Source organism: Novosphingobium sp. P6W (assembly GCF_000876675.2).
GTDB lineage: Bacteria > Pseudomonadota > Alphaproteobacteria > Sphingomonadales > Sphingomonadaceae > Novosphingobium.
Genome location: NZ_CP030352.1, coordinates 2,876,043 through 2,894,661, shown reverse-complemented (window position 1 = coordinate 2,894,661; position 18,619 = coordinate 2,876,043). Strand labels below are relative to the sequence as shown.

The 18,619-nt window shown below is 66.1% G+C and carries 16 protein-coding genes; all 16 read left to right on the top strand.

All coding sequences use genetic code 11. From position 1 onward, the window contains the following. Positions 1-312: 312 nt before the first annotated feature. The 16 genes from TQ38_RS13905 (at position 313) to ftsA (ending at position 18,373) form a co-directional block, all read left to right on the top strand. Positions 313-819: a division/cell wall cluster transcriptional repressor MraZ gene (locus TQ38_RS13905; RefSeq protein ID WP_043971213.1), complete on the top strand. Its 507-nt coding sequence runs from the start codon at positions 313-315 to the stop codon at positions 817-819. Further along, positions 816-1,817: a 16S rRNA (cytosine(1402)-N(4))-methyltransferase RsmH gene (rsmH, locus tag TQ38_RS13900; protein ID WP_043971211.1), complete on the top strand. Its 1,002-nt coding sequence runs from the start codon at positions 816-818 to the stop codon at positions 1,815-1,817. The genes TQ38_RS13905 and rsmH overlap by 4 nt, the downstream gene beginning before the upstream one ends. Further along, a complete protein-coding gene (locus TQ38_RS13895) occupies positions 1,814-2,356 on the top strand; it encodes a hypothetical protein (RefSeq protein WP_043971209.1) in 543 nt (180 codons plus the stop codon). Before rsmH ends, TQ38_RS13895 begins: the two co-directional genes overlap by 4 nt. Beyond that, a complete protein-coding gene (locus TQ38_RS13890; RefSeq protein WP_043971207.1) occupies positions 2,353-4,131 on the top strand; it encodes a penicillin-binding protein 2 in 1,779 nt (592 codons plus the stop codon). The genes TQ38_RS13895 and TQ38_RS13890 overlap by 4 nt, the downstream gene beginning before the upstream one ends. Next, positions 4,128-5,588 carry a UDP-N-acetylmuramoyl-L-alanyl-D-glutamate--2,6-diaminopimelate ligase gene (locus TQ38_RS13885; protein WP_043971206.1) on the top strand — a complete coding sequence of 487 codons (1,461 nt, stop codon included), beginning with the start codon at positions 4,128-4,130 and terminating at the stop codon, positions 5,586-5,588. Before TQ38_RS13890 ends, TQ38_RS13885 begins: the two co-directional genes overlap by 4 nt. 7 nt (positions 5,589-5,595) lie before the next feature. Next, the gene (murF, locus tag TQ38_RS13880) at positions 5,596-7,104 is read left to right on the top strand and encodes a UDP-N-acetylmuramoyl-tripeptide--D-alanyl-D-alanine ligase (RefSeq protein ID WP_043971204.1); all 1,509 of its coding nucleotides are present in this window, start codon (positions 5,596-5,598) and stop codon (positions 7,102-7,104) included. Positions 7,105-7,121: 17 nt separating this feature from the next. Beyond that, the gene (gene mraY, locus TQ38_RS13875; protein WP_043971201.1) at positions 7,122-8,192 is read left to right on the top strand and encodes a phospho-N-acetylmuramoyl-pentapeptide-transferase; all 1,071 of its coding nucleotides are present in this window, start codon (positions 7,122-7,124) and stop codon (positions 8,190-8,192) included. A 13-nt stretch (positions 8,193-8,205) separates the two neighbouring features. Then, entirely contained in the window at positions 8,206-9,567 is a 1,362-nt protein-coding gene (gene murD, locus TQ38_RS13870) for a UDP-N-acetylmuramoyl-L-alanine--D-glutamate ligase (RefSeq protein ID WP_043971199.1), read from the top strand. Next, the gene (locus TQ38_RS13865; protein ID WP_043971198.1) at positions 9,567-10,781 is read left to right on the top strand and encodes an FtsW/RodA/SpoVE family cell cycle protein; all 1,215 of its coding nucleotides are present in this window, start codon (positions 9,567-9,569) and stop codon (positions 10,779-10,781) included. The genes murD and TQ38_RS13865 overlap by 1 nt, the downstream gene beginning before the upstream one ends. Beyond that, positions 10,778-12,037, top strand: a complete 1,260-nt coding sequence (murG, locus tag TQ38_RS13860; protein WP_043971197.1) for an undecaprenyldiphospho-muramoylpentapeptide beta-N-acetylglucosaminyltransferase — start codon at positions 10,778-10,780, stop codon at positions 12,035-12,037. The genes TQ38_RS13865 and murG overlap by 4 nt, the downstream gene beginning before the upstream one ends. Before the next feature lie 121 nt (positions 12,038-12,158). Continuing rightward, complete coding sequence (gene murC, locus TQ38_RS13855) at positions 12,159-13,580, top strand: UDP-N-acetylmuramate--L-alanine ligase (protein WP_043971195.1); 1,422 nt, start codon at positions 12,159-12,161, stop codon at positions 13,578-13,580. A gap of 133 nt (positions 13,581-13,713) precedes the next feature. Beyond that, a complete protein-coding gene (murB, locus tag TQ38_RS13850; protein ID WP_043971193.1) occupies positions 13,714-14,610 on the top strand; it encodes a UDP-N-acetylmuramate dehydrogenase in 897 nt (298 codons plus the stop codon). After that, the gene (locus tag TQ38_RS13845) at positions 14,607-15,170 is read left to right on the top strand and encodes a DUF4262 domain-containing protein (protein WP_236711228.1); all 564 of its coding nucleotides are present in this window, start codon (positions 14,607-14,609) and stop codon (positions 15,168-15,170) included. Before murB ends, TQ38_RS13845 begins: the two co-directional genes overlap by 4 nt. Further along, positions 15,167-16,120 (top strand): D-alanine--D-alanine ligase, encoded by a 954-nt coding sequence (locus TQ38_RS13840; protein WP_043971191.1) that lies wholly within the window; start codon positions 15,167-15,169, stop codon positions 16,118-16,120. Before TQ38_RS13845 ends, TQ38_RS13840 begins: the two co-directional genes overlap by 4 nt. Next, a complete protein-coding gene (locus tag TQ38_RS13835; RefSeq protein WP_043971189.1) occupies positions 16,117-17,076 on the top strand; it encodes a cell division protein FtsQ/DivIB in 960 nt (319 codons plus the stop codon). The genes TQ38_RS13840 and TQ38_RS13835 overlap by 4 nt, the downstream gene beginning before the upstream one ends. A 16-nt stretch (positions 17,077-17,092) precedes the next feature. Further along, on the top strand, positions 17,093-18,373 hold the full coding sequence (gene ftsA, locus TQ38_RS13830; RefSeq protein WP_043971188.1) for a cell division protein FtsA: 1,281 nt from the start codon (positions 17,093-17,095) through the stop codon (positions 18,371-18,373). The last annotated feature ends 246 nt before the right edge of the window (positions 18,374-18,619 follow it).

Genomic DNA, 18,619 nt, shown 5'->3' with positions numbered 1-18,619 from the left:
GGGGATGCGCTTGGATCCTCCACAAAAACGTTGCGATTCAAGGCATTTACGGCCATAAGTGCACGAGGCCACATAAGCGTTCTCCCGTTCGGTTCATCGGCTACTGCTCATTTCGGCGGATAAATCACCGCTGATCCCCATATTTCCCTTTAATCCCCACATTTCCCGATATAGAAGAACGGTCAATCGGTATGGCTGAGTCTTGCCGCGCCTTGTTCAGGTGCGGAAGCCCGAACGCACGCGTGTGCGGCTGGGCGTGGCCAGGTCATGTCCGGGACGGTCACCACCTTCTTGGGGCGAAAACAGGCGGATATGGCGGGGCAGCCATTCATTTACAGCGGGCAGGGCTTTTCGCTTCTACGCGACAAGAACCGCTTCGTGCTGCCCAACGTCCTCCGCTCGACCGTACGCGATTCGAGCGGCAAGGATGTCCTGTGTCTTGCCAAGCACTCCGAATGGAAGTGCCTCGTCGGCTTCGGCCTGTCGCGCGTCGATGAATTCGAACCCCAGCTTGAGGCCGAACAGACCCGTGCGGACACCGCCGGACGGGCCTTCAACCGCGATAAGCGGGCGATGCAGCTCTACAATTTCCAGCAGGTTCCCTTTGACGGCAGCGGCCGTTTCACCATGCCGGATGCCCTGACCAGCCTCGCCAACTTTGGCGATGAGCTGTTTTTCCAGGGCATCGGCCGGACCGGGATCCTGATCTGGAATCCCGAGGAGCTTTACGCCCTCGGCGACGACCCTGATTTCGAGGCGGCCATCGCGACGTGCCGCTCTCTGGCGGAAGCCGAAATTACCAAGGCGAAGAAAAAGTGAGTTCCCCCGATCAACCCCATATCCCCGTGCTCCTTGAGGAGGTTGTCGCCGCCCTGAACCCCCGGGGCGGCGACATCATCGTCGATGCGACGCTGGGCGCGGGCGGCTATACCCGCCGCCTGCTGGATACGGGCGCGACGGTGCACGCCTTCGACCGCGATCCCGACGCCATCGCCGCCATCCGCGCGAACCCCGAAAAATGGCCCGAGCTGGCGGAGGCTCCCCCGCGCCTCGTGCTGCACGCGCGCCGCTTTTCCGAAATGGTCGAAGGCTTGGCCGAAGTCGATATCGACCGGGTCGACGGCGTGGTGATGGATATCGGTGTGTCCTCGATGCAGCTCGACCAGTCCGAGCGCGGCTTTGCTTTCGGCTCCGACGGCCCGCTCGACATGCGCATGAGCCAGGACGGCATGTCCGCCGCCGACTTCTGCAACGAGGCGGGCGAGGCCGAGATCGCCGATGTGCTGTTCCTGTACGGAGAAGAGCGCCAGTCGCGCCGGGTCGCCCGTGCGATCGTGGCGGCGCGTCCGCTGGCTACGACGATGGATCTGGCCCGCGCGGTGCGCAAGGCGCTGGGCTACAACCCTGCCTACAAAGGCGGCGGGGTCCAGAAGGACCCGGCGATCCGCAGCTTCCAGGCGATCCGCATCCACGTGAACGGCGAACTGGACGAACTCGATGCAGGCCTTTCCGGCGCGGAGACGCTGCTGGGCGATGGCGGCCGCCTTGCCGTGGTGACGTTCCACAGCCTTGAGGACCGCAAGGTGAAGCGCTTTCTGCGCGATGCCAGCAGCGCCGGCCAGACCACCTCGCGCCACCTGCCGCAGGCCGCCGCCGCGCCGGCCCCGTTCGCCCAGCTTTCGAAGGCAGTGCGCCCCGGCGACGAGGAACTCGCCGTCAATCCGCGCTCACGCTCGGCCACTTTGCGCAGCGCCGTGCGCACCGATGCTTCCCCCCGCAATACCGATGGTGCCCCCAGCCAAAGGAATTCCGCATGAACTTCACCAGTGACCGCGTCCGTTCGATCGGCTGGATTTCCGTACTGGTGATCTGCGGAGCAGTCTCGATCGGCCTCACGCTGCGCGTCAACGCGGTGAAGAGCCAGGTCCACGATACCGAAAAGCGGATGGTCTGGGTGAAGCAAGACATCGACTTCCTCGAGACCGAGTTCCAGACCCGCTCCAATCAGCAGGCGCTCAAGCAGCTCAACGACCTTGAGTTCGGCTACAAGGCGCCGATCGCCGGGCAGTACATCGAGGGTGAGCGCCAGCTGGCTGCGCTGGGCAAGGCTGCCGGTCCGGGCGCACCGCAGCCGATCCGCTACGCCAATGCCGAGAAGCCCGAGGACGGCGACGGCTCGTCGCTGCTGGCGATGGTCTCTCCGGTGACGGGCGCCACCGCCGCTGCGCTGCCCGAAGGCGCCGACAAGGCCGCCGCGAAGGGCCGCGATCCCGAGCGCGAGGCGATTGCGCGCGATGCTGCCGCCATCGGCAAGCGCCTGGCCCGCATCGAAGTGGCGGAGGCTGCCCAGCAGTGAACGCCCCGGCGTCCTTCTCCCTCGGCTCGATCCCGACGACTGTCTCGACCGGCCGGCGCAAGCTCGTCAACGTCCGCCAGCGCTCGCTGCTGGTGGCAAAGCTGCGCACCTTGTGGATTCTGGGCGTCTTCGTTCTCGTGACCGTCGGCGCGCTGGCGCGTATCACGTACCTCGGTTTCACCGGCGTCACCGCGCGCCATGGCGAGCTGGGCGACCTGCTGATCCCCAACCGGGGCGAGATCGTCGACCGTAACGGCGTGCCGCTGGCGCGCGATTTTCGCGTCTATTCGCTGTGGTTCAACCCCAAGGCGATGACCGAAGGTTCGGCGCTGATCCAGAGCCCGGAGGAAGTCGCCGCGCGCCTCGTGCGCATCTTCCCGGACCTTGATCGCGACGAAATCCTCGGCAAGCTGCGCGCCGGCAAGCCCGGCTACTTGCGAAAGTCGATCCTGCCTGAGGACGCCAACAAGGTGCACGCGCTGGGCGAACCCGCGCTGGAATTCCCGCTGGAGGCCACGCGCTTTTACCCGCAAGGGTCGATGGCGGCGCATGTGCTGGGCTATGTCGACAGCTACGGCCACGGCAAGGTCGGCATGGAACAGGCGTTCAACGACCAGCTTATCAGCCATGACGGGCGCACCAAGCCATCGGTGCTGTCGATCGATTTTCGTGTGCAGAGCGCGCTGGAGGACGAACTTTCCACCGCGATCACGCTCAGCAATGCCAAGGGTGCGGCCGGCGTCATTCTGGACGTCGACACGGGCGAGATACTGGCGCTGGCTTCTTTGCCATCTTTCGATCCCAACCACGTCAAGCCGACCGACATGGTGATCTCGGCCCAAGAGGCCGCCAATGGCGACGTTCCGCACGGCTTCAACCGCGTGACCAACCAGGTGTACGAGCTTGGTTCCACGTTCAAGCCGATCACCGTGGCCTCCGCGATCGACGCCGGCGTCGTTTCCGATTTGGGCAAGCAGTGGGCTGCGACGCCGCTGCACGTCGGTCGGTTTACGATCCATGACCTGCATAATTACGGCGCCTCGCTCAATGTGCCTGAGACGCTGATCCATTCGTCCAACACCGTTACGGCGCGCATCGCGGACGAATTGGGCGGCGTGCGGCTGAAGCAGACCATGGAGGCGCTGGCGATGAACCAGCGGCCTTACGTCGAACTGCCCGCGCGCGGTTTCCCGATCTGGCCGAGCGGCGAATGGCCGCGCCTGCGTACCATGACCGTGGCTTATGGTCACGGCATCGCGGTGACGCCGCTGCACCTGGCATCTGCCTATGCGGCGCTGGTCAATGGCGGCATCTGGCGCCCGGCTACGCTCAAGAAGCTCAACGCCGCCGAGATCCCGGAAGGCCGCCGCGTGTTCAAGGCATCGACCAGTGCGCGCATCCGCCAGCTTTTGCGCATGATCGTCCAGTACGGCACGGGTCGGAAGGCAGACGCGCCGGGCTTCCGCGTCGGCGGCAAGACCGGTTCGGCTGAAAAGCCGGGTGCGGGCGGCTATCGCCACCACTCGCTGATCGCGACGTTCGCCGCCGCCTTCCCGATGGACAAGCCGCGCTTCGTCGTCATCGCCATGATGGACGAGCCGCAGGGCACTGCGGCCACCTCGTACCAGCGCACGGCAGCCTGGAACGCGGCGCCGGTCATCCAGCGCGTCGTTCCGCGCATCGGTCCGCTGCTGGGCATCATGCCCGACGAAACGCGCGACATCGACATCAGCGACCTCAAGCCGCTGGTTCCGCAAGGGAGCGACGGAGAATGAAACTGAACGCGCTGTGCGCCGCCGCCGGCATCGCCCCGGCTGGCGCGGACGCCAACGTGACCGGCTTTGCCATCGACCACCGCAAGGTGGCACCCGGCACCGTGTTCGGCGCCTTTCGCGGCGCGCGCTTTAACGGCGAGGGCTATATCGCCGCTGCCGTGAAGGCGGGGGCCGTGGCCGTGGTCGCACACCCGGACGCCGTGGTCGAAGGCGCCATCCACTTCGCCGATGCCGAGCCGCGCCGCCTGTTCGCCCGCCTTGCCGCGCCGTTCTTCGCGCCTGTGCCCGAAACGCTGGTGGCGGTGACCGGCACCAACGGCAAGACCTCCACGGTCGAACTGGTCCGCCAGATCTGGCGCATGGCCGGCCAGCGCGCCGCCTCGATCGGCACGCTGGGCGTCACCACCAGCGACGAGACAGTTTCCACCGGGCTGACCACGCCGGACATCGCCACGTTTCTCGCCAACCTCTCCGGCCTTGCCCGCGAAGGGGTGACGCATGTCGCCTACGAGGCATCGAGCCACGGCTTGTCGCAGTTCCGCAGCGAGGGGCCGCGCGTTGTCGCAGGCGCCTTCACCAACCTCAGCCGCGACCATCTCGACTATCACGCGACGATGGAAGAATACTTCGCCGCAAAGATGCGTCTGTTCGGCGAAGTGGTGATTGACGGTGGTTCCGCAGTGGTCTGGGCAGACGACGCCTGGTCGGACAAGGCGATTGCCCACGCGAAAGCGCGCGGCCTCAAGGTGTTCACGGTGGGCACCAAGGGCGAAGATATCCGCCTTGTCAGCCGCACGCCCACCGGGCTGGGCCAGAAGCTGGAGATCGAATACCTCGGCAAGGTGCGCCTGATAGACCTGCCGCTGATCGGCGCCTATCAGGCCGCGAACGCGCTTGTCGCGGCGGGTCTGGTGCTGGTGACCGGCGGCGACGAACACCTGACGTTCGATGCGATGAAGCGTCTCGTCACGGTGCGCGGGCGTGTCGAGCGGGCGGCGATCACGCCTTCGGGCGCGCCAGTCTATGTCGATTATGCCCATACGCCCGATGCACTGGAGGCGGCGATTGCCGCGCTTCGGCCGCACGTCACGGGCAGGCTGATTACGGTCTTCGGCGCCGGCGGCGACCGCGACCAGGGCAAGCGGCCTGAAATGGGCCGGGTGGCAGGCGAGGGGGCAGACCTTGCCATCGTCACCGACGACAATCCGCGCGGGGAAGACCCCGCTGCCATCCGCGCCATGGTATTGGCGGGCATGGCAGCAGGGGCGCGGGAAGTGGGCGACAGGCGCGAGGCGATTCGCCTTGCCGTCGCCGAGGCCGGAGCGGGGGACGTGGTCCTCATCGCCGGCAAGGGGCACGAACAGGGGCAAATCATCGGCAGCGGCGACAACGTGCGCGTCCTGCCATTCGACGATGTCACCGTGGCCAGGGAAATGGCTGGCTCGCTGGGAAGGTAGAACGACGATGGTAGCTGTTGCCCGGATCCTCGATTGGCCCCTCGATGCGGCAGAGGATAACCTTCACGTCCTGTGGGACGCAGGCGCCATCGCGCGCGCCGTGAAAGGCGAGGTGCACGGAGCGCCGGGCGGCGAATTCACCGTCTCCGGCGTCGAGATCGACAGCCGCGACGTCCAGCCCGGCGACCTGTTCTTCGCACTCAAGGGCGAGGCCATGGATGGCCACCGCTTCGTCGAGATGGCCTTTGCCAAGGGCGCTGCCGCCGTTGTGGTGGACCGCCCGGTGGACGGCCCGCACATCCTCGTCGCCGACACCATGGAAGCGCTGGAACGCCTTGGCGCTGCCGCTCGCTTGCGCGCTCGCGGGCCGGTGATCGGCGTCACCGGATCGGTCGGCAAGACCGGCGTGAAGGAAATGATCTTCGCCGCGCTCGACCGTTCCAGCCGGGGCGATGCGCACCGCTCGGTCAAGAGCTACAACAACCACGTCGGCGTGCCGCTCAGCCTGGCCCGGATGCCCGGCCGCAGCCGTTTTGGCGTGTTCGAGATGGGCATGAACCACGCCGGCGAAATCTCCGCGCTGACCCGTCAGGTTCGCCCGCACGTTGCCGTCATCACCACGATCGCGCCCGCGCACATCGAGATGCTCGGCTCGGAAGAGGCCATCGCCGACGCCAAGGCCGAGATTTTCCAGGGGTTGGAGGAGGGCGGCACCGCCGTCATCCCCATCGACAGCCCGCACTATGCCCGTCTGCGTGAAGGCGCGCTGGCCTGCGGGGCGACGGTCGTTTCGTTCGGCAAGGCAGCCGATGCAGACGTGCGGCTGCTCGACACGGTGCCCGCGATCGGGGGCGGCTCCCTCGTCACTGTCGACATGGGCGACCGGCGCGTGTGCTACACCGTTGCCGCGCCGGGTGAACATCAGGTCATCAACTCGCTGGCTGTCATGGCGGCGGTGCGCGCCGTCAAGGGCGACCTGGGCGCGGCCGGTGTCGCGCTGGCCGAGATGGGCGGAATGCCCGGCCGCGGCGCCCGTGTGGAAATCGACGTCGAAGGCGGCGAGCCGGATGCGCGGGGGCAACGCAAGGCCCTGCTGATCGACGAAAGTTACAACGCCAACCCGGCCTCGATGCGTGCCACGCTGGCGCAGCTCGGCCGCACCCCGGCGCGCCGGCGAATTGCCGTGCTGGGCGCGATGAAGGAACTGGGCAGCCACGGCCCGGACTATCACGCCGCGCTGGCCGAGCCGATCCGCGAAGCAGGCGTCGACTACGCCCTGCTGGTAGGCGAGGAAATGGCAGCTTTGGCAAAAGTTCTCGGGGCGGCGGAATTGGGGAAATCCGGCGCCTCCGACCTTGGCAAAACCGCGCCCTTCGCGCATTGCCCAAGCGTGCGGGAAGCTGTCGAAACCTTGCGCGCATTCGGGCTGCAACGGGATGATGCCATCCTGGTCAAAGGCTCGAATTCGGTAGGTCTGTCAGCTCTCGTAACCGCGCTCAGCAAGCAGGAAGGGTAGGGGTTAACCCCCGCAAGATGTTGTATCTCATTGCAGAATGGTTCCACTACGAGGGACTGTCCAACCTCTTCCGATACCAGACGTTCCGTTCGGGCGCGGCGCTGATGACCGCGCTGGTGATCGGCCTGATCATCGGTCCCAAGTTCATCAACATGCTGCGAATCAGGCAGGGCAAGGGTCAGCCGATCCGTGAGGACGGCCCCCAGACCCACCTTGCCAAGCGCGGCACGCCCACCATGGGCGGTCTGATGATCCTGACTTCGCTGATCGTCACCATGCTTCTGTTCATGGACATGACGAACCCGTTCGTCTGGGCCTGCGTGGCCGTGACGGTAGGGTTTGGGATCATCGGTTTTCTGGATGACTACGACAAGGTGACCAAGCGGCACCATGCCGGCCTGTCCAGCAAAGTGCGCCTGCTGCTTGAATTCATCGTGGCGGGCATCGCTTCGTACATCATCGTCAGCCAGCTCAACACCAACCTCTATGTGCCGTTCCTGTCGGGCCGGTACATTCCGCTTGGTCCGTTCTACTACGTCTTCGCCGCCGTGGTGATCGTGGGCGCGGGCAATGCGGTGAACCTGACCGACGGCCTCGACGGGCTCGCGACGATGCCGGTCATCATCGCGGCGGGCACGTTCGCGATCATCTGCTACCTTGCCGGCCGCGTCGACTATGCGACCTATCTGGGCATTCCGCACGTTCCGCGCGCGGGTGAGCTGGCGATCTTCTGCGCCGGGATCATGGGGGCGGGCCTTGCCTTCCTGTGGTTCAACGCGCCGCCTGCCGCCGTCTTCATGGGCGATACCGGCAGTCTGGCACTGGGCGGGGCCCTTGGCTGCATCGCCGTCGCCGCGCACCACGAGATCGTGCTGGCCATCGTCGGCGGGCTGTTCGTGCTGGAAGCGGTTTCGGTCATCATCCAGGTCTTCTGGTTCAAGCGCACCGGCCGCCGCGTCTTTCGCATGGCGCCGATCCACCACCATTTCGAGCAGAAGGGCTGGCACGAATCGACCGTTGTGATCCGCTTCTGGATCATCTCGATCGTTCTCGCGGTGCTCGGCCTCGCCACCCTGAAGCTGCGATGAGGGCGATCGGCGCATGATCGTCTCCCCCGTCTTTGCCGGCAAGCGCTACGCGGTCCTCGGCCTTGCCCGTTCAGGGCTGACCGCTGCCACGACGCTGGTGGAGAGCGGGGCGCATGTCATGGCCTGGGACAGCCGCGACGAAGCGCGCCAGCAGCTTTGCGAGTGGACCGACTGCGGCAAGGTCGAACTGACCGATCCCGTCGCCGCAGACCTGACCGGCTATGACGGCGTCGTCGTCTCGCCGGGTGTCCCGCTCAACCGCCATCCCATCGCCGAGTCCGCCGCCCGCGCCGGCGTGCCGGTGATCGGCGACATCGAACTTTTCGCGCTGGCGCGGGGCAACCTTCCCGCGCACCGCGTCGTCGGCATCACCGGCACCAATGGCAAATCGACCACGACGTCGCTCGTCCAGCACCTGCTGGAATGCGCGGGCGTAACCTCCCGCGTGGGGGGCAACATCGGCGTGCCCGTGCTGGGCGCCGAGCCGCTGCCGGCTGGCGGGGTCTACGTGCTGGAACTGTCGAGCTACCAGATCGACCTGACCTACAGCCTCGACTGCGACGTGACTGCGCTGCTCAACATCACCCCGGACCACCTCGATCGTTATGACGGGTTCGAGGCTTACGCCGCCTCCAAGGCGCGCCTTTTCGCCATGCAGGATGCAGGGCGCAGCGCCGTCTTCGGCACCGGCGACCGCGAGACGCGCGCCATCGCCCACATCGAAGCCGCACGCCGGGCGCCGGGCCTCGTGCGCATGGTCGACGGTACTGACTTGCTGCCGCTCCAGAAGGAATGGCCTTCGCTGCAAGGGCCGCACAACCTCCAGAACGCCGCCGTGGCCGTTGCCATCGTCGAGGCGCTGGGGATCAAGAAGCCGCAGTGGCGCAAAGCCCTGCGCACCTTCAGCGGCCTTCCGCACCGCATGGAGCGCGTGGCCGAGGCGGGCGGCGTTACCTACATCAACGACAGCAAGGCGACCAACCCGGCCTCCACCGCGCCTGCCATCGCCGCATTCCCGCCCGCCCCCAACCCTCGCATCCACTGGATTCTCGGGGGGTTGCCCAAGGGCGACAATCTTGACGAATGCGCGCCGTTCTTCGGCAACATCGCCGCCGCCTATACCATCGGCGATGCCGGGCCGCGTTTTGCAGAAATCCTCGCGCCGCACATTCCCGTTCATAATTCCGAGATGATGGCCGAGGCGATCCGCGAGGCGATGGCCGCCGCGAAGCCCGGCGATATCGTCATGCTTTCTCCCGCCTGCGCCAGCTTCGACCAGTTCCGCGACTACGAAGCGCGCGGCCAGGCCTTTCGCCAGATCGTCGAGGCGCTGCTCGAAATCGGCGACGGCGTGCCTCGGGAAGGACTGGCCTGATGGCGACCGTGGCTTCCAATTCTGGCGCTCCCAACCCCGGCGCTTCCTCGTCGCAGCGCTACAATCGCAACCGGCGCAGCCAGCTTGCGATCTGGTGGCAGGAGATCGACCGCACGACACTGGTCCTCGTGCTGATCCTCATGGCGATCGGCGCGGTGGCAGTGGCGGCCGGTTCCCCGGCGAGCGCGCGGCGCTTGTCGACCTCGGCTGAAAAGCTGTCGCAGCTTCACTTCTTCTACCTGCACATGCGCTGGCAGATCATCGGCCTGATCGCGATGTTCTGGGCCTCCACCCTGACCAAGGACAACGCGCGCCGCTTCGGTATCCTGCTGGGCGGCGCGATGCTGGTCGCGCTGGTGCTGGTGCCGCTGGTCGGCTCGGAAGTGAACGGCGCCAAACGCTGGCTGCGCTTCGGCATCTCGCTCCAACCGTCGGAATTCCTCAAGTGCGGCTTCCCGATCCTGCTGGCCTGGATCCTGTCCTGGCGCGCGCGCGATCCGAACATTCCAGTGGTGGGCATCTGCTTTGGCCTGATGGGCCTGCTGGGCGCGCTGTTGATGCTGCAGCCTGACTTTGGTTCGACGATGCTGTTTTCCGGCGCCTTCCTGGTGCTGATCCTGCTATCCGGGATCGACCTGAAACGCATCGGCATGTTCTTCGGGGCCGGCATCGCGGGCCTTGTCCTGATGTATTTCACCTATGACAACGGCCGCAACCGCATCGACAACTTCCTGTTCGGCGGCACCGCGTTCGATCAGGTGGACCTTGCCCAGCGCACCATTCTCAACGGCGGCTGGACCGGGCTCGGCTTCTGGATGGGCACGCGCAAGCTGGCCCTGCCGGAAGCGCATACCGACTACATCTTCTCCGTCATCGGCGAGGAATTCGGACTGCTCGCCTGCATGATCATCGTCATGGTCTATCTTGCCATCCTTACCCGCGTGATCCTGCGGCTGGTGGAGGAGGAGGACCTGTTCACGGTGCTGGCCGCATCGGGCTTCGCCGCGCAGTTCGGCGGGCAGGCGTTCATCAACATCCTCGTCAACCTGCAGCTGTTCCCCTCCAAGGGCATGACCCTGCCGCTGATCAGCTACGGCGGCTCGTCCACCGTGGCGATGTGCCTCAGCATGGGGCTGCTGCTCGCCGTCACCCGGCGCAACCCGTTCATCAAGCGCGAGAAGTTTTCACTGCGCGCTATCGGAGAGTCGCAATGACCCTGGTCTCCCGCCACTACGTCCTCGCTGCGGGCGGGACCGGCGGACACCTCATCCCCGCTTTCGCGCTGGCGGCCGAACTGCACGCGCGCGGGCATCATGTGGCGCTGGTGACGGACGAGCGAGGGGCCGCGATTCCCGGCAAGCCCGATTACCTTCCCGCTCACGTCCTGCCCGCCGGCCGGATCGCGGGGAAAAACCCGCTGGGCTGGATCAAGGGCGCCCTGGGCGTGCTGGAAGGCCGCCGCATGGCGCTGCGCCTGTTCGATACGTTCGAACCTACCGCCGTCGTCGGTTTCGGTGGCTACCCCGCACTGCCCACCTTGCTGGCGGCGCGCGCGGCGAAGCTGCCGACCGTGCTGCATGAACAGAACGCAGTGCTGGGCCGGGTGAACCGCTACTTCGCCAAGCGGGTCAATGCCATTGCCACTTCCAGCGAGCGCACGGACCGGCTCGCCCCGTCGCTGGACGCCAAGGTCACGCTGGTCGGCAACCCGGTGCGTGAGGAAGTGCTGACCCTGCGCGACCAGCCTTTCCCCGAATTTTCGGAAGACAGCCTGCTGCGCATCCTCGTCACCGGCGGCAGCCAGGGCGCACGGGTACTTTCGCATATCGTGCCCGAGGGGCTGGCCATGCTACCCCCGGCGCTGCGTTCGCGCCTTCAGGTGATCCAGCAATGCCGCCCCGAGGATATCGAGGGCGTGCGCCAGCGCTATGCCTCGCACGGCATCCCGGCCGAACTGGCGACCTATTTCGAGGACATGGCAGACCGGCTTGCCGGCGCGCACCTGTTCGTGGGCCGCTCCGGCGCCTCGACGATTGCGGAGCTGACGGGCGTGGGCCGTCCCGCGATCCTCATCCCGCTGCCTTATGCGACCGACGATCATCAGACCGCCAACGCGCGTGAGATCGTGGCGGCGGGCGGTGCGCGCGTGATCCGCCAGCCGGCGATCACCACCGAGGAGCCGGACCACTACAAGGGCGACAAGCGCAACGTGCTGCTCTCGAAGCAGTCGGAAATCCACCAGCAGATGGCCAAGGACCTGTGCCTGCAGATCCAGGCCATCGCGCAGCACCCCGATACGCTGGCCAATGCGGCCCATGCGGCATGGAACTGCGGCTATCCCAATGCCGCGAAGGACCTCGCCGATCTGGTCGAGAGCTTCGGCGCGGCCCCGATCATGGACGTGATCCGCATGGAAAAGGCCACCGCGCCGCAGGGCGGTGAGGCTTTGGCGCGGGAGTCTGCGCAGTGATCCTTCGACAAGCTCAGGATGAGCGGACCTTGGTGTATTTCGCCTATATGAACTCTACGCATTTCTTCCCCGCCCCGCTCATGCTGAGCTTGTCGAAGCATGGTTCGCAAGGCGCCGCCGCATGAAGGGCGTCGGCACCGACATCGGGACGATTCACTTCGTCGGCATTGGCGGCATCGGCATGTCCGGCATCGCCGAGGTCATGCACAACCTGGGCTATTCGGTTCAGGGCAGCGACATCGCCGAAGGCTATGTGGTCGAGGGCCTGCGGTCACGCGGGATCAAGGTCATGATCGGGCAGGTGGCGCAGAACGTCGAGGGTGTGGCGGTCGTCGTCACCTCCACGGCGGTAAAGCGCGACAACCCGGAAGTGGTCTACGCTCTCGAACATCGCATTCCCGTGGTCCGCCGCGCCGAGATGCTGGCCGAACTGATGCGCCTCAAGAACACCGTTGCGGTGGCCGGCACTCACGGCAAGACCACCACGACCTCGATGGTCGCCGCGCTGCTTGATGCTGGCGGGGTTGATCCCACCGTCATCAACGGCGGCATCATCAATTCCTACGGCTCGAACGCGCGCCTCGGCGCCTCGGACTGGATGGTGGTCGAGGCCGACGAGAGCGACGGTTCGTTCCTGCGCCTCGACGGCACCATCGCCATCGTCACCAACATCGATCCCGAGCATCTCGATCACTACGGTTCCTTCGACCGGATCAAGGAATCGTTCGTCGAATTCATCGAGAACGTGCCGTTCTACGGCGCGGCGATGCTGTGCATCGACCACCCGGAAGTGCAGGCTATCATCCCCCGGATACGCGACCGCCGCGTGGTGACCTATGGCTTCTCCGCCCAGGCCGACATTCGCGGTGAGAACGTGACCCCGATCCCCGGCGGCAACCGCTTCGACGTGGCCCTGCGCCAGCGCGACGGCACCTTCCACCGGATCGAGGGGATCGAACTGCCGATGCCGGGTCGCCACAACGTCCAGAACGCGCTCGCCGCAGTGGGTGTGGCGGTGGAAATGGGCTGCTCTGATTCCTGCATCCAGACCGGTTTCTCGAAATTCCGGGGCGTGAAGCGGCGCTTCACCAATGTCGGTGAAGTCGCGGTGGAAGGCGGCAGTGTCACCGTGATCGACGACTACGGCCACCACCCGGTCGAAATCCGCGCCGTGCTTGCCGCCGCGCGCGAGGGTGTGACGAACCGGGTGATCGCCGTCGTCCAGCCGCACCGTTTCACGCGCCTGCGCGACCATATGGAAGACTTCCAGGGCGCCTTCAACGACGCCGACGTGGTCTATGCCGCCCCGGTCTACGCGGCGGGCGAACAGCCGATCGAGGGTGTCGACAGCGCCGAGATGGTCGCAGGGATGAAGGCGCGCGGGCACCGTTCCGCGCAGGTCATCGCCGGGGCCGATGCGCTGGCCGATGTGCTGGCAGGCACGGTGCAGGCCGGCGACATGATCGTCTGCCTCGGCGCGGGCGACATCACCAAGTGGGCGGCCGGTCTGGCCGAGGCGATCAAGGTGCGGAGGGCAGGGTGATACGCCAGGTCGCGCCCTGCCTCCGTGCTTCGCCAAGCTCAGCGCGAGCGGATCTTTGCGGCGCGGTATCTTCGCGCCCGTTCATCCTGAGCTTGTCGAAGGATCATCCTGAGCCCGTCGAGGGACGGGAGGCATGACGCTCGTTCTCGATCAGACCACCATACGCGGCAAGCTGACGCCGAACGCGCCGCTGGCGCCGCTCGTCTGGTTCAAGGCGGGCGGTCATGCGCAGTGGCTGTTCGAGCCGAAGGACATGGCCGACCTGCAGGACTTCCTGCGTAGCCTCGCTCCGGAGGTGCCGGTCATGGCGCTGGGCCTCGGCTCCAACATGATCGTGCGTGACGGCGGCGTGCCCGGGGTGGTGATCCGCCTTGGCAAGGCGTTCGCGAAGGTGACGGCGGACGGCGTTACGGTCACCTGCGGCGGCGGGGCGAGCGGGATTCTCGTTTCCTCCACCGCGCGCGATGCCGGCGTGGCAGGGGTTGAATTCCTGCGCTCGATCCCCGGCACCGTAGGCGGTTTCGTGCGGATGAACGGCGGCGCTTATGGCGGCGAGGTTGCCGATATCCTCATCGACTGCGACGTGGTGCTGCGCTCGGGCGAACTGGTCACGCTGACCGCCGCCGACCTTGGCTATACTTATCGCCATTCCGAATTGCCCGAAGGCTCGGTCGTCGTCGCCGCCCGCTTCAAGGGCCGCGCGGGCGAACCGGCGGCGATCCAGGCCGAGATGGACCGCATTTCCGCCGCCCGCGAGGCCAGCCAGCCGCTGCGGTCGAAGACCGGCGGCTCTACCTTCAAGAATCCAGATGGCCACAAGGCCTGGCAGCTGGTCGACGAAGCCGGCTGCCGGGGCCTCCAGATCGGCGGCGCGCAAGTCAGCGAGAAGCACACCAACTTCCTTCTCAACACCGGCGATGCCACCGCCGCGCAGATCGAGGATCTGGGCGAGGAAGTGCGTCGCCGCGTAAAGGACCGCTCGGGCGTCGACCTCGAATGGGAAATCCAGCGGGTGGGGGTCAAGTCATGAACGACGACGACCCGATGGGCGATGACGACTGGGATCTGTCCCACCATGAAGAGCAGATCCTCGACAATATCGAGGAATTCGGCTGCCACATCACCGTCGTCTCGCCGCCCGATGACGACGGCATGGGCAATGAAGGCGAGAATGAGGAAGACGACGACGAAGAGGGCGAGCGTTTCGCTTATTCGGTGGGCTTCCCTGCCACGGTTCACCAGCCCGAGGTGATCGTGTTCGGTTTCTCCACCGAACTGTCCGCCGCCGTCATCAACGGCGTCCTCGACTTGTGCCGTGAGGGATTGGTGCTGGAGGACTGGATGGAAATCGACGGCATCCTCAAGGGCCATCGCTGCGTGCTGCGCGAAGTCGAGCCGGAATGCCTGGTGCCCTACTACTTCAATTCGGCCATGTGGTTCGCCGAGACCGAGCTGGAAACCGACTTCACCCGCGCCATGCAGATCGTCTGGCCCGGCGTCGACGACGGCCTGTTCCCCTGGGACAAGGGCTGCTCCGATGCCGTGCGCGACCTGCAAACCCCGCTTTACAGAACGAGTCTGAATTCATGAGCTTGCCCACACTCCATGTCGCAGTCCTGATGGGCGGTTGGTCGAGCGAACGCCCGGTCTCGCTGATGAGCGGCGAGGGCGTGGCCAAGGCGCTTGAGGGCAAGGGCCACAAGGTGACCCGCATCGACATGGACCGCGATGTCGCGCTGCGCCTCGCCGAGGCAAAGCCGGACGTGGTGTTCAATGCGCTGCACGGCACGCCGGGCGAAGACGGCACGGTGCAGGGCATGATGGACCTGATGGGCCTCACCTATACCCACTCCGGCCTCGCGACGTCGGTGATCGCCATCGACAAGGAACTGACCAAGCAGGCGCTGGTCCCGCACGGCATCCCCATGCCCGGCGGGCGCGTGGTCAAGTGCGCCGAAATCCATGAGCGCGATCCGCTGCCACGCCCTTATGTTCTCAAGCCGGTCAACGAGGGGTCGTCGGTGGGCGTCGCCATCGTCACGGCCGAGGGGAACTACGGCAACCCGATCGCGCGTGACGTCACGGGTCCGTGGCAGGAATTCGACGAACTGCTGGCCGAGCCTTACATCCGGGGCCGCGAACTGACGACTGCCGTGATCGGTGATCGCGCTCTGCTGGTGACCGAACTAAGGCCCAAGTCGGGCTTCTACGACTTCGATTCCAAGTACACCGACGGCCTTACCGAACACATCTGCCCGGCCGAAATCCCCGACGAGATCGCCCAGGCCTGCAAGGATTTCGCCCTGCGCTCGCACCAGCTCTTGGGCTGCAAGGGCACCAGCCGCGCCGATTTCCGCTGGGATGACACGCAGGGTATCGAGGGCCTGTTCCTGCTGGAGGTCAACACCCAGCCGGGCATGACCCCCCTCAGCCTCGTTCCCGAGCAGGCGCGCGCCTGCGGCATGGAATACCCCGAACTGGTCGAGGCGATCATCGCCGAGGCGCTCGGCGACGCGAAGCCGAAAGCAGGCGCAAAATGAGCCAGACGATCCGGCGCAAGGGCACGAACGCCCGCAAAGCCGCCGCCGCGCAGGGGCAGCAGCGCAAGGTGCGCGCGGCGAAGGCGCGCACCGGCTCGGCGCTCGATACGGCGATGGGCTGGTTGCCCTTCACTGAAAAGCAGCTTCAGTGCATTTTCCTCGTGGCCATTCTGGGCGGCGCGGTGGCGCTGGTCTGCGTGGTGGCCTCGTTCGCGGGCCTGCCGACGCTCGCGGGCAAGCAGATGGCGCTGGTGGCGGGGCAGACCGGCTTCGAGGTCAAGCGCGTCGAAGTGCGCGGCGTGAAGAACATCAACGAACTCAAGGTTTACGAAAAAGCGCTGGCCGAACGGGACCGGGCGATGCCGCTGGTGGACATCGAAGGTCTGCGTCAGGACCTGCTAGGTCTATCCTGGGTAAAGGACGCGCGTGTTTCGCGTCAGCTTCCCGACACCCTGGTGATCGACATCGTCGAGCGCGAGCCGCACGCGGTTTTACGCAAGGCCGACCGGTTCGTACTGATCGACGAGACGGGCCACGAACTGGAAGCGATCAGCCGCAAGGACGCCGGCGGCAAGCTGATCGTCTCCGGTCCCGGCGCGGGGCAGCAGGTGACGGTGCTGGGCAAGCTGCTGGAAGCCGCGCCCGCGCTGAAGCCGCGCGTGGCTGAAGCGGAATGGATCGGAAACCGCCGCTGGAACCTGACTTTCCAGTCCGGTCAGGTACTTGCTCTGCCGGAAGGGGACCGGGAATCGGCAGGGGCGCTGGTCACCTTCGCGCGGCTCGATGGCACCAACCGCCTGCTGGGCGGCAAGGTGACCGCCTTCGACATGCGCGCGAAAGATCGCATTTACCTGCGCGTACCCGAGCAGGAAGGCCAGGAACTGGCGCTCAAGGCCGGCTCGGTGCCGCACACGGCGGTCCCGGCCTCCGAGGGCGGCGAAACGGAAAACCAGTGATGAGGGCAAAACTCTGATGGCCACGCAGCGCATCTCCCGCGTTTTCGGCGCGGTCAACATCGGCTCGTTCCGCATTTCGGCCATCGTCGCCGGGATCAACGAAGTGGGCGACATGGTCGTGCTCGGCTCGGGTCACCGGGCCAGCCAGGGCATCAAGCGCGGCTACGTGACCGACATGGCCGCCGCGACTTACGCGGTGCGCGACGCGATCGACCGCGCCGAGAAGATGGCCGACACCGCTGTCCAGAAAGTGTGGATCGGCTGCTCCGGGGCCGGGCTCGCCAGCCGGATCGACCAGTTCGACGCGGAAATCGGCGGCCGCCGCATCGAGCAGGAGGATATCGACCAACTGCTGATCTCGGCGCGCGACGTGATCCAGCCCGACGGGCGCATGGTTCTGCACGCCCAGCCGGCGCAGTACCGGCTCGACGGCGCCCACGGCGTCGGCAATCCCAAGGGCCTCCATGCCGAGCGGCTCGGCGTCGACATCCACATCATGCTCGCCGAGGGTGCACCGATCCGCAACCTGACCGAGGCTGTGCAGAACGCGCACCTCGAAGTCGAGGCGGTGGTCGGCTCGCCGATTGCTGCGGGGCAGGCCTGCCTCTCGCCCGAGGAACGCGATCTGGGCGTCGCCCTGGTCGAGTTCGGCGGCGAGGTAACCAACGTGGCGATCTACGAGCAGGGCATGCTCAAGGACATGATGGCGATCCCCATGGGGTCCGCGGACATCACCGACGCCATCGCCTCGGCCTTCGGCATCCGCCGTTTCCAGGCGGAGCGCCTGAAATGCGTCAACGGCTCGGCCATCGCAAACCCGACCGATCACCGCGAGATGATCCCCGTCAACGCACCGGGCGAGGAAGGCACCGGCCCGATCGCCCGCCATGCGGATGACAAGAACCGCATCCCGCGCGCGGAGCTGATCGGCGTCATTACCGGCCAGCTCGGCTCGCTGATGGAGGAGATCAACAAGGCGCTCAAGACGATGCGCTTCACCGGCCAGCGCGGCAAGCAGGTGGTATTTACCGGCGGCGGCGCGGAACTGGTGGGTCTGGCGGATTATGCGCAGGCGGCGATCGGCAAGCCGGTGCGCATCGGCCGGGTGCCGCACCTTGCGGGATTGGCCGAAGCGCACGTCAAGCCGGGCTTTTCGACGCTGGCGGGGCTTGTCCTCTACGCGGCGGCAGATCCGGTCGATATCCGCGCGATGGGCAGGAGCCACACCCGCACGGTCAAGCTGGGCGGGATGGGCATGGTCGGGCGTGTCTATCAGGCGCTGCGCGAGTATTTTTGAGGCTGGGCTATTGCGCGGGAGGGCTTCGACAAGCTCAGCCTGAGCGGATCGAGAAGTATGGACTGACGTCCGCTCACCCTGAGCTTGTCGAAGGGTCAGGCTGAGCTTGTCGAAGCCCTATCCGGCCAGCAGCGGCCCAGCCGTGCAAAACCCCGGCCAGAGCGGCGAGAACAGCGGTTTTGGCTGTGGACAAAGGTTTATGATGCTTTGCTTCGACGACTCGAAGCGTGCCATCAGGCAAGTCAA

Coding starts and splice junctions, on each gene's coding strand:
- murG (WP_043971197.1), top strand. CDS start 10,778: ATGACCCTGGTCTCCCGCCACTACGTCCTCGCTGCGGGCGGGACCGGC.
- TQ38_RS13835 (WP_043971189.1), top strand. CDS start 16,117: ATGAGCCAGACGATCCGGCGCAAGGGCACGAACGCCCGCAAAGCCGCC.
- mraY (WP_043971201.1), top strand. CDS start 7,122: ATGTTGTATCTCATTGCAGAATGGTTCCACTACGAGGGACTGTCCAAC.
- TQ38_RS13905 (WP_043971213.1), top strand. CDS start 313: ATGGCGGGGCAGCCATTCATTTACAGCGGGCAGGGCTTTTCGCTTCTA.
- TQ38_RS13895 (WP_043971209.1), top strand. CDS start 1,814: ATGAACTTCACCAGTGACCGCGTCCGTTCGATCGGCTGGATTTCCGTA.
- TQ38_RS13840 (WP_043971191.1), top strand. CDS start 15,167: ATGAGCTTGCCCACACTCCATGTCGCAGTCCTGATGGGCGGTTGGTCG.
- TQ38_RS13865 (WP_043971198.1), top strand. CDS start 9,567: ATGGCGACCGTGGCTTCCAATTCTGGCGCTCCCAACCCCGGCGCTTCC.
- murF (WP_043971204.1), top strand. CDS start 5,596: ATGGTAGCTGTTGCCCGGATCCTCGATTGGCCCCTCGATGCGGCAGAG.
- TQ38_RS13845 (WP_236711228.1), top strand. CDS start 14,607: ATGAACGACGACGACCCGATGGGCGATGACGACTGGGATCTGTCCCAC.
- TQ38_RS13885 (WP_043971206.1), top strand. CDS start 4,128: ATGAAACTGAACGCGCTGTGCGCCGCCGCCGGCATCGCCCCGGCTGGC.
- murC (WP_043971195.1), top strand. CDS start 12,159: ATGAAGGGCGTCGGCACCGACATCGGGACGATTCACTTCGTCGGCATT.
- murB (WP_043971193.1), top strand. CDS start 13,714: ATGACGCTCGTTCTCGATCAGACCACCATACGCGGCAAGCTGACGCCG.
- murD (WP_043971199.1), top strand. CDS start 8,206: ATGATCGTCTCCCCCGTCTTTGCCGGCAAGCGCTACGCGGTCCTCGGC.
- ftsA (WP_043971188.1), top strand. CDS start 17,093: ATGGCCACGCAGCGCATCTCCCGCGTTTTCGGCGCGGTCAACATCGGC.